11 protein-coding genes are annotated in these 13510 nt (G+C 70.6%); 4 read left to right on the top strand and 7 right to left on the bottom strand.

Features of this window, described 5'->3' with window-relative positions; genetic code table 11:
* Window positions 1–50: 50 nt before the first annotated feature.
* Window positions 51–1727, bottom strand: coding sequence for an L-lactate permease (locus tag ACIRD8_RS26375; protein WP_403996380.1), 1677 nt, complete (start codon window positions 1725–1727; stop codon window positions 51–53).
* A 321-nt stretch (window positions 1728–2048) separates the two neighbouring features.
* Between ACIRD8_RS26375 and ACIRD8_RS26370 the strand changes: the two genes are divergently transcribed.
* Genes ACIRD8_RS26370 through ACIRD8_RS26360 form a run of 3 tightly spaced genes read left to right on the top strand, consistent with a single transcriptional unit; the run spans window position 2049 to window position 5031 of the window.
* Window positions 2049–2816: a (Fe-S)-binding protein gene (locus tag ACIRD8_RS26370; protein WP_403996377.1), complete on the top strand. Its 768-nt coding sequence runs from the start codon at window positions 2049–2051 to the stop codon at window positions 2814–2816.
* Entirely contained in the window at window positions 2813–4396 is a 1584-nt protein-coding gene (locus ACIRD8_RS26365; RefSeq protein WP_403996374.1) for a lactate utilization protein B, read from the top strand. Before ACIRD8_RS26370 ends, ACIRD8_RS26365 begins: the two co-directional genes overlap by 4 nt.
* The gene (locus ACIRD8_RS26360; RefSeq protein ID WP_403996371.1) at window positions 4393–5031 is read left to right on the top strand and encodes a lactate utilization protein C; all 639 of its coding nucleotides are present in this window, start codon (window positions 4393–4395) and stop codon (window positions 5029–5031) included. The genes ACIRD8_RS26365 and ACIRD8_RS26360 overlap by 4 nt, the downstream gene beginning before the upstream one ends.
* Before the next feature lie 42 nt (window positions 5032–5073).
* Here ACIRD8_RS26360 and ACIRD8_RS26355 read toward each other — a convergent pair whose 3' ends face one another.
* From ACIRD8_RS26355 to ACIRD8_RS26330, 6 genes are all read right to left on the bottom strand, one after another.
* Window positions 5074–6984, bottom strand: a complete 1911-nt coding sequence (locus ACIRD8_RS26355; protein WP_403996368.1) for a DUF2264 domain-containing protein — start codon at window positions 6982–6984, stop codon at window positions 5074–5076.
* Window positions 6981–8009 (bottom strand): hydroxyacid dehydrogenase, encoded by a 1029-nt coding sequence (locus ACIRD8_RS26350; protein ID WP_403996365.1) that lies wholly within the window; start codon window positions 8007–8009, stop codon window positions 6981–6983. Before ACIRD8_RS26350 ends, ACIRD8_RS26355 begins: the two co-directional genes overlap by 4 nt.
* 52 nt (window positions 8010–8061) lie before the next feature.
* Window positions 8062–8937, bottom strand: a complete 876-nt coding sequence (locus ACIRD8_RS26345; protein WP_403996362.1) for a carbohydrate ABC transporter permease — start codon at window positions 8935–8937, stop codon at window positions 8062–8064.
* Window positions 8934–9935 (bottom strand): carbohydrate ABC transporter permease, encoded by a 1002-nt coding sequence (locus ACIRD8_RS26340; RefSeq protein WP_403996359.1) that lies wholly within the window; start codon window positions 9933–9935, stop codon window positions 8934–8936. The genes ACIRD8_RS26345 and ACIRD8_RS26340 overlap by 4 nt, the downstream gene beginning before the upstream one ends.
* A gap of 48 nt (window positions 9936–9983) precedes the next feature.
* On the bottom strand, window positions 9984–11351 hold the full coding sequence (locus ACIRD8_RS26335; RefSeq protein WP_403996356.1) for an extracellular solute-binding protein: 1368 nt from the start codon (window positions 11349–11351) through the stop codon (window positions 9984–9986).
* Between the two features lie 102 nt (window positions 11352–11453).
* A complete protein-coding gene (locus tag ACIRD8_RS26330; RefSeq protein ID WP_403996353.1) occupies window positions 11454–12575 on the bottom strand; it encodes a substrate-binding domain-containing protein in 1122 nt (373 codons plus the stop codon).
* 146 nt (window positions 12576–12721) lie between these two features.
* On the opposite strand from ACIRD8_RS26330, the gene ACIRD8_RS26325 reads away from it, so the two are divergent.
* Window positions 12722–13489, top strand: a complete 768-nt coding sequence (locus ACIRD8_RS26325) for a sulfite exporter TauE/SafE family protein (RefSeq protein WP_403996350.1) — start codon at window positions 12722–12724, stop codon at window positions 13487–13489.
* Window positions 13490–13510 lie beyond the last annotated feature (21 nt).

Raw genomic sequence — 13510 nt, 5'->3', positions numbered from 1 at the left:
GGTGGGCCGCCCGGAGAACCGGGCGGCCCACCGGCCCCGTGTGCGTGCGGCTACGGCAGCATCCAGGAGAGTGCCGACGTGGACTGGAGGTAGACCAGCACGCAGAGGATGGCCAGCATGCCCACGCTGTACCCGGCCACCTTGCGCAGCAGGATGCGCTCCGAACCGGGCATCCCCACGGCCGTGGCGGCGATGGTCAGGTTCTGCGGGCTCACCAGCTTGGCGACCACACCGCCGGAGGTGTTCGCGGCGACCAGCAGGGTCGGATCGATCCCCGCGGTCTGGCCCGCCGTCTGCTGGAGGTTGGCGAAGAGCGCGTTGGCGGAGGTGTCGGAGCCGGTCACCGCGGTGCCCAGCCAGCCGAGGATCGGGGAGAGCAGGGCGAAGAGCCCGCCCGCCGTCGCCAGCCAGGTGCCGATGGCCACGGTCTGGCCCGACTGGTTCATCACGTAGCTGAGGGCCAGCACCGTGGCGACCGTCATGATGGCGCCCCGCATGTTCCTCAGCGTGCGGCCCGCCGCGGAGACGGCCATGGACGCGGTCAGCGGGTAGGCGTCGCCGTCCTTGGCGTACCGGTAGATCAGCGTCACCAGGATGCCGGAGATGATCAGCAGCGTGCCCGGGTTGCCCAGGACCTCCAGCTTGTAGATCGCGCTGGACGAGGGGTCGCCGCCGGGGGTCAGCAGCTCGCCGTACAGACCGGGCCATTCGATGCTGATGTTCAGATGGCCGAGGAGCTTCGGTACGTCGATGGCGCCGACGTTCAGCTTGGCGAGGGCGAAGACGGCGATGACCAGGACGTACGGGAGCACGGCGTAGGTGACCCGGCGCGGTGTCAGCGGTTCGTTCTCGACCTGCGAGCGCTGGTCCTCGGGGGTGGAGGGCTTCCAGAAGCGCAGCATCAGCACGGCGGCACCGAAGCCGGCGAGTGAGGCGACCACATCGGTGAGCTCGTACGCGAAGTGGCTGGAGCACCAGTACTGGGCCACGGCGAAGACCGCGCCGGTGACCAGCGCGATCGGCCACAGCTGGCGGATTCCGCGGGTCCCGTCCACGACGAACAGGAGCAGCAGGGGCACGAAGAGCGCGAGCAGCGGGGACTGGCGGCCGATGACCGCGGCGATGTCCTCGGCCGGGATGCCGGTCAGGTTGCCGGCCGTGGTGACCGGGATGGCCATGGCGCCGAAGGCGACCGGAGCGGTGTTGGCGAGCAGGACCGTCACGGCCGCCTTGACCGGCGGCAGTCCGAGCGCCATCAGCATCACGGCGGTGATGGCGACGGGCGCGCCGAAGCCCGCGAGCGCCTCGAGGAGGCCGCCGAAACAGAACGCGATGAGCATCGCCTGTACACGGAGGTCGCCCCGGCCGACGGCGCTGAACGAGCGGCGCAGATCCTCGAACCTGCCACTGACGACCGTGAGTTCGTAGAACCAGATGGCCGCGACGACGATCAGCATCACCGGGAACAGGCCGAAGACCAGACCCTGGGACGCCGAGAGCAGGCCGAGCTCGACCGGCATCCGGAATCCGATCACCGCCACGAGAAGGGCCGTGAGCACCGAGCCCAGTGCGGACACCAGTGCCGAACGCTTCGCCACCATCAGCAGCAGGAAGAACACGGCCAGGGGGATCAGGCTGACCAGAGCGGTCGCCAGGAGGCTGTCCGCGATGGCGTGCACATCCGGTGTGTACGAAGCGAGCACGGCGGCGGGTGGTGCGGTAGCCACGAAATTACTCCTCGTTGAGTGGTACGGGGCAGGGTGAACCGGGACGTAAGCCGTGAGCCGCCTTATCTTGACCTCGTGCGGATGCGGATACGAGGAGCGGACAGCTGGTTCGATCGATCAGTAGGACACTGCATATGTCGTATGTCAATAAGGTCAGACCAAGTTGCCAGGAAGCTCACTCACCGGCTGGACCTGGCGGGAGAGTGGGGGTAAGCGCTTACTCCCAGACGTTCAGCGGGCGCATTCGATTGGAGCGCGCGTCTTTCAAAAATGGACAGAGGCTAGTATGGTCAGACCACAAATTGCGATCGGGGAGGCCCCATGCGTATCGGACTCTTCGCCACCTGTCTGGGAGACACACTCTTCCCGGAGGCGGTGAAATCCACCGCGATGCTGCTCGCCCGCCTTGGCCACGAGGTGGTCTTCCCGCCGGACCAGACCTGCTGCGGCCAGATGCACGTCAACACCGGCTACCAGCGCGAACCCGTCCCACTGGTGCGCAACTTCGCCGAGCAGTTCGGGGACGCCTCGATCGACGCCGTCGTGATGCCGTCAGGATCGTGCGCGGGCTCGGTCCGCCACCAGCACGAGATCGTCGCCGAACGCTACGGTGACGCCGCGCTGCGCGCCGGAGTCGCCACGGTCAAGGCCAAGACGTACGAGCTCTCCGAGCTCCTCGTCGACGTCCTCGGTGTCACCCAGGTCGGCGCGTACTTCCCGCACCGGGTCACCTACCACCCCACCTGCCACTCCCTGCGCATGCTGCGGGTCGGGGACAAGCCGCTGAAGCTGCTGCGCGCCGTCGAGGACATCGACCTGGTCGAGCTCCCCGAGGCCGACTCCTGCTGCGGGTTCGGCGGCACCTTCGCCGTCAAGAACGCCGAGACCTCCACCGCGATGCTCCAGGACAAGATGCGCAACATCGCCGACACGAATGCCGATGTGTGCTCCGCCGGGGACTCCTCCTGCCTGATGCACATCGGCGGCGGGCTCTCCCGCATCAAGTCCGGTACGCGCACCCTGCACCTCGCCCAGATCCTCGGATCCACCCGCACCGCGCCGTACGCCCTGATGGAGGCCGCCCGATGAGCACGTTCCTCGGCATGCCCGCCGCCCCGCCCCGCTCCCCGTACGGAACCGGAAACCTGCGCGGCGACCGGAAGTTCCCCGCGGCGGCCCACGACGAACTGCGCAACGACCAGCTGCGCCGCAACCTCGGCCGGGCCACCCACACCATCCGCGCCAAGCGCATCGACGTCACCGGCGAACTCCCGGACTGGGAAGAGCTGCGCGACGCCGGGTCCGCCATCAAGACGGACACCATGAACCGCCTGCCCGAGCTGCTGGAACAGCTGGAGGCGAAGGTCACCGAGCGCGGCGGCACCGTGCACTGGGCGCGGGACGGCGTCGAGGCCAACGAGATCGTCACACGGCTGGTCAGGGAGACCGGCAGCAGCGACGTCATCAAGGTCAAGTCGATGGCCACGCAGGAGATCGGCCTCAACGAACACCTCGAGGCCGAGGGCATCACGCCCTACGAGACCGACCTCGCCGAACTCATCGTGCAGCTGGCCCACGACAAGCCCTCGCACATCCTGGTCCCCGCGATCCACCGCAACCGCGACGAGATCCGGGAGATCTTCCTCAAGGAGATCCCCGGTGTCGACCCCGCCCTCGACAACGTGCCCGCGCACCTGGCCGCCGCCGCCCGCGCCTACCTGCGCGAGAAGTTCATGACGACCAAGGTGGCCGTCTCCGGTGCCAACTTCGGCATCGCCGAGACCGGCACCCTCTCCGTCGTCGAGTCCGAGGGCAACGGCCGGATGTGCCTGACCCTGCCAGACACCCTGATCACCGTCATGGGCATCGAGAAGGTCCTGCCGCGCTACCAGGACCTGGAGGTCTTCTTCCAGCTGCTGCCGCGTTCCTCCACCGGCGAGCGGATGAACCCGTACACCTCGATGTGGACCGGCGTGACCCCGGGCGACGGACCGCAGGACTTCCACCTCGTCCTCCTCGACAACGGCCGCACCGCCGCCCTCGCCGACAAGGTCGGCCGCGAGGCGCTCAACTGCATCCGCTGCTCGGCCTGCCTCAACGTCTGCCCGGTGTACGAACGGGCCGGCGGGCACGCCTACGGATCGACGTACCCCGGACCGATCGGCGCGGTCCTGACCCCGCAGCTCGCCGGGATGCACGCCGCGAAGGACGACCCGAACAGTTCGCTCCCGTACGCCTCCAGCCTCTGCGGTGCCTGCTTCGACGCCTGCCCGGTCAAGATCGACATCCCGTCGCTGCTGGTGGAACTGCGCCACCAGAACACCGAACAGGCCGGCACCACGGCGGAGAAGCTGGCCATGAAGGCGGCCGCCGGCGTGATGAAGTCGCCCAGGATCTACACGGCCGCGCAGAAGGCCGCCTCCCTCAGCCGTTCCGTTGGCGTCGGCGGACGCGACCGCACCATCTCGCACCTGCCCGCACCGTTCGACGGCTGGAGCGACAGCCGTGACACCGCTGCCCCGCCCAAGCAGTCCTTCCGCTCCTGGCTGGCCTCGGCCGAGGGAGCGGCGACGATGCGGGCGGCAGCCGAGGAAGGCGCCGGACGCACCACCGAGGGCTCCGGGGAAAGCGCCGGACGCACCACCGAGGGCTCCGAGGAGGACCAGTGACCACCCCCACCGCACGCGACACGGTGCTCGGCCGGATCAGGGACGCCCTGGCCCTCGCCCCCACCCCCGCCGCCGAGATCCCCCGCGCCTACCGCACCGGCCGCACCCTCCCGGACGGCGAACGTCTGGCGCTGCTGACCGACCGGCTCGTCGACTACAAGGCACAGGTCCACCCCTGCACCGGTGACCGCACGGCCGAAGTGATCGCGGGGATCCTGCGTGAGCGCGGCGCCCGGCGGATCGGCGTTCCCGACGGGCTGGACGAGCAGTGGCTCAGCGCCTACGACGGCGAGGTCCAGCGGGACTCGGCGGACATCCCCGCCCCGAGCCTCGACGCCCTGGACGGTGTGGTCACGGCCTCCGCCGTCAGCTGCGCCGAGACCGGCACGATCTTCCTGGACGGGTCGTCGGGCCAGGGCCGGCGCGCCCTCTCCCTCGTCCCCGACCTCCATATCTGCGTCGTCGACCTGTCCTCGGTCGTGGCAGGCGTCCCCGAGGCGATCGCCCGGCTGGTGCCGGAGCGGCCGACGACCCTGATCAGCGGGCCGTCGGCCACGTCCGACATCGAACTGGAGCGGGTGGAAGGTGTCCACGGCCCCCGCAACCTCGTCGTGGTGATCCGTACGGACGTCTGACCCCGGCACGGGCCGGGACCGCCGTGAGCGGACCGGTGGAGGTCAGAGCAGGTGGACGACCTCCACCGGCGCGAAGCCGATACGGGTCGTCGCACCGTCGTCGGCCCAGCGCACCGTGACCGTCTCCCCGTTCACGTCCACCCCGCTCACCGCGTCCACCCCGCTCACCGCGTCCGCCGGCGGACCGGCGTCCGCCTCCGCGGTGAGCGAGGCCAGCGCCACCAGCACCTCGGTGCCCTCCACGTCGGCACCCAGCCGGGGCAGCACCGCCCACCGGGTGAACGCCGTGCCCTGCGGGGCCCGTACGTCCTCCTGATCCGGCCACCCGTGCAGTCCGTGCAGTACGGAGCGCACCGGGCCCCGAGGATCCGTCGCCCAGCCCGTCAGCTCCGCCCGTGCCCCGGCGGGCGCGCCCAGGATCCGGTGCACCCGTAGCTCGTACCGCCCCCGGACGACCGTGACGCTCTCCACCCGCAGCCCGGGCACCGTCGGCGCGCCCTCGGGGAAGACCGGCCGGTGCCAGGAGGCGGCCCAGCCCCAGCCCTCGCCGTGTCCCGCACCCAGCGGACGGATGCGGGCGCGGCTGCTGCGGGAGCCCCCGACCCGTACCGACAGATGGTTGTCCGCGGTGTTCGCGGACGGGGTGGGACCGGTGGCCGTCGAATACGCGAGGCGCGCGTAGAGCGGGTCGGACACCTCCGCCGAGTCGCCCTCGTGCGGCCTGAGATGGTCACTGCCGTGATTGTGCAGCCGTACGATGCCGTCCGCCCGCGTCGACTGCACCAGCACCCCCGGAGACGGAAGCGCCAGCACCCGGTCCGGGCCCTCGCTCGGGGCGGGCTCCTCCTCGGCCGTCCACAGCGGGTGCTCCGCCGGGGCGAGCAGGGCCACGAACGCCTTCGACGCCCAGTACGGCGAGGCAGGACCGGAGTACACCTGGAGCGTCGCGTCGTGCGGGCCGTGCCAGCCCAGGCTCAGCAGACCGTCGTCACCGGCCGAACCGCGCTCCAGGAAGTACCGCAGCGAGCCGCTGATCAGCCTCCGCGAGACACCCGGAGCCAGCGGGGTGTGTCCGGACACCGCGCCCATCCCGACAGCCGCGCCCGCCGCGAACCGGTAGGTGAGGGAACGCCCGAAGTGCAGCGGAGCGCCGTCCGCGCCGAACATCAGCGAGAAGCTCTCCAGATGCTCGGCCAGCCGTGCGCCGTAGTGCGCGGACAGCTCCGCGTCGCCCGACAGATACGCGTCCAGCACCGGATACAGGTGCAGCGCCCAGCCGTTGTAGTGGTCGAAGGCGCGACCGTCCCCGTCCGCGTACCAGCCCTCGCCGACGTACCAGCCCTCCAGCAGGTCGAGCGCCCGCTGCCTGGCCCGGGCGGTCTCCGCGTCGCCCCGGCCGACCGACTCCAGGAATCCGGCGACGGAGAAGGGGAAGAGATACCAGTTGTTGGGCGCCGGTGTGTGCCGCAGGGCGCCGCGCAGCCACTCCTCGGCCCGGTCCTGGGTGGCGGCGTCCAGCCGGTCCCACAGCCAGGGGCGGGTCAGCCGCAGGCCGATCGCCACCGAGGCCGACTCCACCATCGGCTGGCCGAAGACGGTGTGGTCCAGGATCAGCGGCCAGGACTCGGCGTCGTCCCGCCCGGGCGTGCGGGTTCCGGCGGTGAGCCCGTCGGCGTACCGCTCCAGCCAGTTGTGCGGGTCCTTGCCCTCCGCGCCGGCGACCCGGAACGCGGCGGTCAGGAACGTACGCGCATAGCCCTCAAGGCCGTCGGAGCGGACCCCGGAGCGGGAGGGGCGGCCCGGCAGGTCGAGGAGGGCCCGGCCGGGGGTGGCCCACTTCCAGGCGGCGTCCAGCAGCCCGTCCGCCGCCGCTTCCCAGTGGGCCCGGGTGTAGCCGGTGTACGGGCTCAGCGCGCGGTCCTCGGCGGGGAGCGGGAAGGGAGAATTCGTCATGCGAGGAAGGCCAGCCTTTCGCGTCGTACGGGATGGATGAAGCCGTCACCCGCGGCCCAGCGGGCGACCTCGCCGACCGCCAGATCGGCCAGCCGGCGCAGCTCGTTGCCCTGGGAGCCCGCGAGATGCGGGGTGATGGTCGCGTTGTCGCAGTCCCACAGCGGATGGCCGGCGGGCAGCGGGTCGGGGTCGGTGACGTCGAGCACCGCGCGGATCCGGTCGGCACGCAGTACGTCGGTGAGAGCGTCCTGGTCGACGACGGCACCCCGGGAGGTGTTGATCAGGACAGCGTCGGGCCGCATCGAGGTGAGCAGTCCCCGGCTGACCAGGCCGGTGGTCGAGGGCAGCAGAGGCGTGTGGACGCTGACCACGTCGCTCTCCGCGAAGAGACCGGCCAGGGTGACGGGGCGGACGCCGAGCCCGACGGCCTCCTCGTCCGTGACGTACGGGTCGTGGAGCAGCACCTCCAGGTCGTACGGGCGGAGCAGCTCGATCACCCGGCGGCCGATCAGCGAGGCGGACAGGATGCCCACCGTGCGGCGGTAGTTGCCCATGCCGGACGGTGTGGCGAGCCAGGCGTCGCGTACGCGGCGGGCCCGGAAGTCCCGGGCGCGTTCCAGGACCCGCTTGCCGGACAGCAGGATCATCGCGAGGGTGTACTCGGCGACCGGCAGCGCGTTGGCCGCCGCGGCGGAGGACACCTCGATGCCCCTGTCCCAGCAGGCGTCGGTGACATGGCCGCGCACCGTGCCCGCCGTGTGCACGACGGCCCGCAGCGCGGGGGCGGCGGCCAGGACACCCGCGTGGATCGGCGGGCAGCCCCAGCCGGTGATCAGGACCTCCGTGTCCGCGAGTACGGCCCGCGCCCGATCCGTCGTGAAGTCGTCGATCGCGGGCAGCGGCGCGAGGGTGCACACCTCGGCCAGCGCCGCCAGGGAGTCGGGGGAGAGCACCGCGGCCGCGGCGTCCGCTCCCATGGCGAGGGCGGCGCGCGGCCGGCGGTGTGCGGGGGGAGTGCTGGGCATGGTTCTCCTGTGCGGTGGTCCGGGCTGTGGCGGTCCGGGCGGGGCGGCGCGGCTACTTGACGGCGCCCGCTGTCAGTCCGGACCGCCAGAAACGCTGGAGCAGGGCGAAGGCGAGAATCAGGGGCAGCACCGCGAGCAGCGAGCCCATGATGACGACGGGGTAGTACTCGGGCGATACGGACGCGGCGCTGTTCCAGGAGTACAGGCCGAGGCTGACGGGATACAGGTCCTGGTCGGAGAGCATCACCATGGGCAGGAAGAAGTTGTTCCAGATGGCCGTGAGCTGGAAGAGGAAGACGGTGACCAGCCCCGGCCCCAGCATGCGCAGCGCCACCCGGAAGTAGGCGGCCAGTTCACCCGCGCCGTCCATCCGCGCGGCCTCCAGCACCTCGTCGGGCACGTACCCCTGGCTGAAGATCCGGCCGAGGTAGACCCCGAAAGGATTGAACAGGACCGGGATGAACACCGCCCAGAAGGTGTTCACCAGGCCGGCGCCGGACGCCATCAGGTAGAGCGGCAGCGCGAGCACGGTCTGCGGCACCATCACGGCGGCCAGCACCAGGCCGAACAGCTTCTCCTTGTGGGCGAAGCGGTACTTGTCGAAGGCGTAGCCGCAGGCGATGCTGATCAGCGCGCCGAGCGCCGCGCCGAGCACCGCGTACAGCAGGCTGTTGCCGTACCAGCGGCCGTACAGCCCGCCGTCCATGGCGAAGAGGTCCTCCATGTTCTGGACGAAGGAGAAGTCGCTCAGCGACAGGATGTTGCTGCTGAACAGGGCGTCCCTGTTCTTGGCGGAGGCGAGCACCAGCCACAGCACCGGCAGCAGCGTGTACATCACCGAGATGAGGACCACCAGATTGACGACCGAGCGCCCGAGGAGCCGGGGACGCAGGGCGGAGGCGGTGCGGGTTGCGGTCGACGCGCTCATCGGGCGCCCTCCTCGGCGGAGCCGGCACGGTTGGTCCAGCGGGTGACGCCGTAGGACAGGGCGATCGTGCACAGGAGCAGGATCACCGAAGACGCCGCGGCGAGACCGTAGTTGTTGCGGGTGAAGGCCGCGTCGTAGATGTACATGCTGGGCGAGAAGCGCGAGTTGATCATCGGGGTCGACTGGCTGAGCAGCATCGGCTCGGTGAAGAGCTGGAGCGCGAAGATGAGGGTGAACATCGCGACCATGACGATCGACGACCGCACCAGCGGGGCCTTGACCTGGAGGGCCGTGCGGACGGGGCCCGCGCCGTCGACGACCGACGCCTCGATGACCTCGCGGGGGACCGCCTGCAGGGCGGCGTAGAAGACGACCATGTTGTAACCGAGGTTGCTCCACAGCGCGATGTTCACGATGGACGGCAGCACCATGTGCACCCCGAGGAAGTCCACGGTGATGTCGGCCCTGCCGAGCAGGTCGATGACCGGGCTGATCCCGGGGGTGTAGAGGTACAGCCAGATCAGGGCCGCGATGATGCCCGGCACCGCGTGCGGCAGGAACAGGGCGAGCTGGACGGTGCCCCGCAGCCGGACCACGCCGGAGTCCAGCAGCAGCGCCAGCGCCAGGGCGCCGATCACCATCAGCGGGATGTAGACCACGCAGTACAGGGCGACGGTGCCGAGACCGCCCAGGAAGGTCGGGTCCGCCAGTACGGCGGTGTAGTTGCGGAGCCCGGCGAAGACCGTCCGCTCGGGCCCGAAGCCGAGCCCGGGCTGGTCGTCGCTGAAGAAGCTCAGATAGACGGCGGTGGCGACCGGGATCAGGAAGACGGTCACCAGGAGGACGAAGAACGGTGTCATCAGGACGCCGCAGGCGCCGAGTTCACGCCGACGGGCGGACCTGCGGGCCGTGGGCGCCGGGGCGGCGGCGGCCGGACTCTCCGGTGACGGCCGGGCGGGGGCGTCCGTCGGTACGGACACGGGGGTCGCGCTGGTCATGGGTGTCACCTGCCTCTCTGCTGCTGGGAACGGATTACGGATCGCCGGTCAGGTGGAGCGCCGGCTGGTGGAGAGACCGAGCGCCTTGAGGTCCGGCATGGTGCCCTCCTGCGCCGCCCGGATCGCCCCGAGGATGGAGCCCTGGCCCCCGCTCGCCCGTGCCAGTCCGTCCTTCATGATCCTTCCGGTGGCCGTCATCCTGGGGCCCCAGACCCAGCCCGGGCGGATCTTGTGGGCCTCCTGCTCGAAGAGGGTGTAGATGTCCTGACCGCCGTAGTAGTCGCGGTCGAAGGCCTTGCGGCCCACGTCGACGAGGTCCGGCGCGGCGGGGTACTGGCTGCTGGCACCGCTGGAGAGCCGGGCCCGCAGCGCGTCCGGATGCGAGACCTGCCACTCGATGAACTCCATCGCGGCCTCCGGGTTCGCGCAGTCCCTGGTGACCGCGAAGGTCGAGCCGCCATGGGTCCCGACACCGGGGTCGGCCGGATCCCACTGGGGGGACGGCGCGATCGCCCACCGGCCCTTCTGGCCCGGCCGGGCCTTCATCTGGGCCCCGGCGTCCCACGCGCCGCTGAGCCGGCTGAGCACCAGGCCGTTGCCGATCTGGACATCGCTGTGCCGGCTCTCCACCGGGTTCATGAAGACCAGGTCCTGGTCGGTCAGCCGCTGCCAGTAGGCGGCCACGCGACGGGTGGGCGCGTCGGCGAGCGAGACGTTCCAGGCGCCGCCGGCCGTGTCGAACCAATGCGCCCCCGCCTGCCACGCGAACGCCGCGACATGGCTGTCACCGTCCGTCGGGAACAGAGCCATCCGACGGTCACCGCTCCTGCTCCGTACGGTCCTTGCCGCGTCCTCGAAGTCCTCCCAGGTACGCGGGACGGTCAGCCCGTACCGCTCGAAGAGGTCGGTGCGGTAGTGCAGCACCATCGGTTCCACGTCCAGCGGGACGCTGTACACCTGCTTCTCGAAGGTGGTCAGCTCCAGCGCCTGCGGCAGGAGTTTCGCGCGCAGCCCGTCACCGACCAGGCCCGTGATGTCGCGGCAGACCCCGTCGATGGCGAAGCCGGGGACCTGGGGGTATTCGAGGGTGGCGATGTCCGGGGCGTTCCCGGCCCGTGCCGCGTTGCTGAGCTTGGCGTAACCGCCCTGTGCGCCCCCGGGGATCTGCTGGAAATCGACCTGGATGGTGTCGTGGCCCCGGTTGAACGCGTCCACGACCTCCTGGCTGCCCCGGAGGGCTGACCAGAAGGTGATGCGTGTCTTCCTGCCGGTCCTGCTGCTTACGGTCCTGCCGGTACTGCTCGTACCGCCCGATCGTGTGTCTCCGCCGCCACCTCCGCAGGCGCTGAGCGCGCCCGTCAGAGGCAGTGCGGTGATCGTGGCGAGCACGGATCGACGGCTCTGTCGACCAGGCATGTGCGCCTCCCGCGGCTCCTGATTCGAGACACGGGGAATACTGATCGGCTGATCGATAGCGGTCAATAGATCGATCAAAAGAAGATTGAAGTGTTCAAACGATCAGTCTGTCGAACGGATCAACTCCTGGGTCGATCCGCGCACTTCGAGGCGGGGGAGCAGCTCCACCCGGCGCACCGGGCCATGGGTACCGGCGGGGTGGGCCAGCCGGTGCAGCAGCAGCTCGGCCGCCGCCCGTCCGATCTCGGCCCTCGGCGGGGCGACCGCGGTGAGCGCGGTGCTGCCCAGCGCGGCGACGACATCGTCGTACGCCACCACCGAGCAGTCCCGTGGCACCCGGATCCCGCTCTCCGCCAGCCGCTGGACCAGCATCAGGGCGTCCTCGTCGCCGTGCAGCACCGCGCCGGTCACGCCGCGCTCACGCAGCAGCGCCGTGAGGTCCGGGACCGGTTCCCGCGTACCGGGCTCACCGGGGCCCGCGTTCGGGGAGGAGAGCACGACGGACCAGTCCTCCACCTCCGGCCGGGAGGCGGCGATCTCGGAGAACGCGGAACGGATGGAACGGGCCGTGGGGCTGTCGTTCCTGGCGGCCAGGACCAGCCGGCGGTGGCCGAGCGATATCAGGTGGTCCACGGCCAGATGGATCCCGTACCAGTGGTCGGAACAGACCGAGTCCAGGGCGTGCAGCGCGCTGCCGGGCCGGGGCCGCCGCTCCATGATGACCGTCGGCACCTCCACCTCGGAGAGCCAGCCGTAGTCCGCCTCCTCACCGGCGGCGCTCCGCCACCGGGGGGAGATGAGCAGGCCGCGTGCCCCCGCCGCCAGCGCCCGTTCCACCTGCGGCCGTTCGGCTCCGGCCGCCTGCGGGGCGATGTGCAGGGTGATCCGCGCGCCGGCCTCCTCCAGCGCCGTCCTGGCGCCGTGCAGGGTCTCGTAGAGATAGGAGTGCCGCTCCGGGACGACCAGGGCGATCGCGGCCCCGACCCCGGCCGGCTCGCCGCTCCGGGCGGCCGGCACCGCCTCGGCCGGTACGTCGTCCGCGACCGGCCGGACCACCCCGTGCCCGCGCCGCAGCATCCCCGTCCTGGCCAGCTCCTCCACGTCCCGGCGCAGTGTGACCGCCGAGACGTCCAGCTCGGTGGCGAGCGAACTCACCTTGACCGCACCGCGCGCGTGCACCACCGCGAGAATGCGCTTGCGCCTCAGTTCGACCGGCTCCCGCATGCTGGCCCCCTTGCCTACCGCTGTGCGATGTTCGTTTGAACGTTTGCCTGAGTGATCGCAGCATAGCGACGGGTGGGTGCTCCCGAGGGCCGGAGGATGAAACGATGATCCGCCGAAGGGAAGATGTGTCTACCATCTGATCCGGAATGGACACCATCACACTGTGGCAACTGGCCGCGCTCGCTGCGGCATCCCTGCTCGTCGGCTTCTCCAAGACCGCCGTCAGCGGCGCCAACACGATCAGCCTCGCGGTCTTCGCGGCCGTACTCCCGGCCCGCGAATCGACCGGAGTGCTGCTCCCGATCCTCATCGCGGGCGACATCCTCGCTGTGCTGGTCTACCGCCGGCACGCCCACTGGCCCACGCTGCTCCGGCTCTTCCCCGCCGTCGCGGTGGGCGTGGTGGCGGGAACTGTCTTCATGCTGTGGGCCGACGACGAGGCCGTGGCGCGCTCGATCGGCGCGATCCTGCTCTTCATGGCAGGCGTCACCCTGTGGCGCCGACGTGCCCGACCCCAGCCGCCCCCGGAAGGGGAGGACACGGACGAGCCCTCGCGCGGCGGGCGCCTCAAGGCCCGGTCGTACGGGGTGCTCGGCGGCTTCACGACGATGGTCGCCAACGCGGGCGGCCCCGTGATGTCGCTCTATCTGCTCTCCGCGGGATTCCGCAAGCTCGGCTTCCTGGGAACCTCCGCGTGGTTCTTCCTGATCGTCAACACGTCCAAGGTGCCCTTCAGCGTGGGACTCGGCCTCATCGACGCGCAGTCGCTGATGCTGGACGCCGCCCTCGTGCTGTTCGTCATCCCCGGTGCCTACCTCGGCCGCGCCTGCGTCGGCCGCATCAACCAGAAGCTCTTCGACCGGATCGTCATCGGAGCCACCGTCCTGGGCGGCCTCCAGCTGCTGCTGCGCTGAAGACCGCCCGGGGGAACGGGT

This window comes from Streptomyces sp. NPDC102451 (assembly GCF_044765485.1).
GTDB lineage: Bacteria > Actinomycetota > Actinomycetes > Streptomycetales > Streptomycetaceae > Streptomyces.
Note: the sequence above shows the minus strand (reverse complement) of the source record. Positions and strands in the feature narration are given on the sequence as shown.

Coding starts and splice junctions, on each gene's coding strand:
- ACIRD8_RS26355 (WP_403996368.1), bottom strand. CDS start 6,984: ATGACGAATTCTCCCTTCCCGCTCCCCGCCGAGGACCGCGCGCTGAGC.
- ACIRD8_RS26370 (WP_403996377.1), top strand. CDS start 2,049: ATGCGTATCGGACTCTTCGCCACCTGTCTGGGAGACACACTCTTCCCG.
- ACIRD8_RS26340 (WP_403996359.1), bottom strand. CDS start 9,935: ATGACCAGCGCGACCCCCGTGTCCGTACCGACGGACGCCCCCGCCCGG.
- ACIRD8_RS26325 (WP_403996350.1), top strand. CDS start 12,722: ATGGACACCATCACACTGTGGCAACTGGCCGCGCTCGCTGCGGCATCC.
- ACIRD8_RS26345 (WP_403996362.1), bottom strand. CDS start 8,937: ATGAGCGCGTCGACCGCAACCCGCACCGCCTCCGCCCTGCGTCCCCGG.
- ACIRD8_RS26335 (WP_403996356.1), bottom strand. CDS start 11,351: ATGCCTGGTCGACAGAGCCGTCGATCCGTGCTCGCCACGATCACCGCA.
- ACIRD8_RS26350 (WP_403996365.1), bottom strand. CDS start 8,009: ATGCCCAGCACTCCCCCCGCACACCGCCGGCCGCGCGCCGCCCTCGCC.
- ACIRD8_RS26330 (WP_403996353.1), bottom strand. CDS start 12,575: ATGCGGGAGCCGGTCGAACTGAGGCGCAAGCGCATTCTCGCGGTGGTG.
- ACIRD8_RS26365 (WP_403996374.1), top strand. CDS start 2,813: ATGAGCACGTTCCTCGGCATGCCCGCCGCCCCGCCCCGCTCCCCGTAC.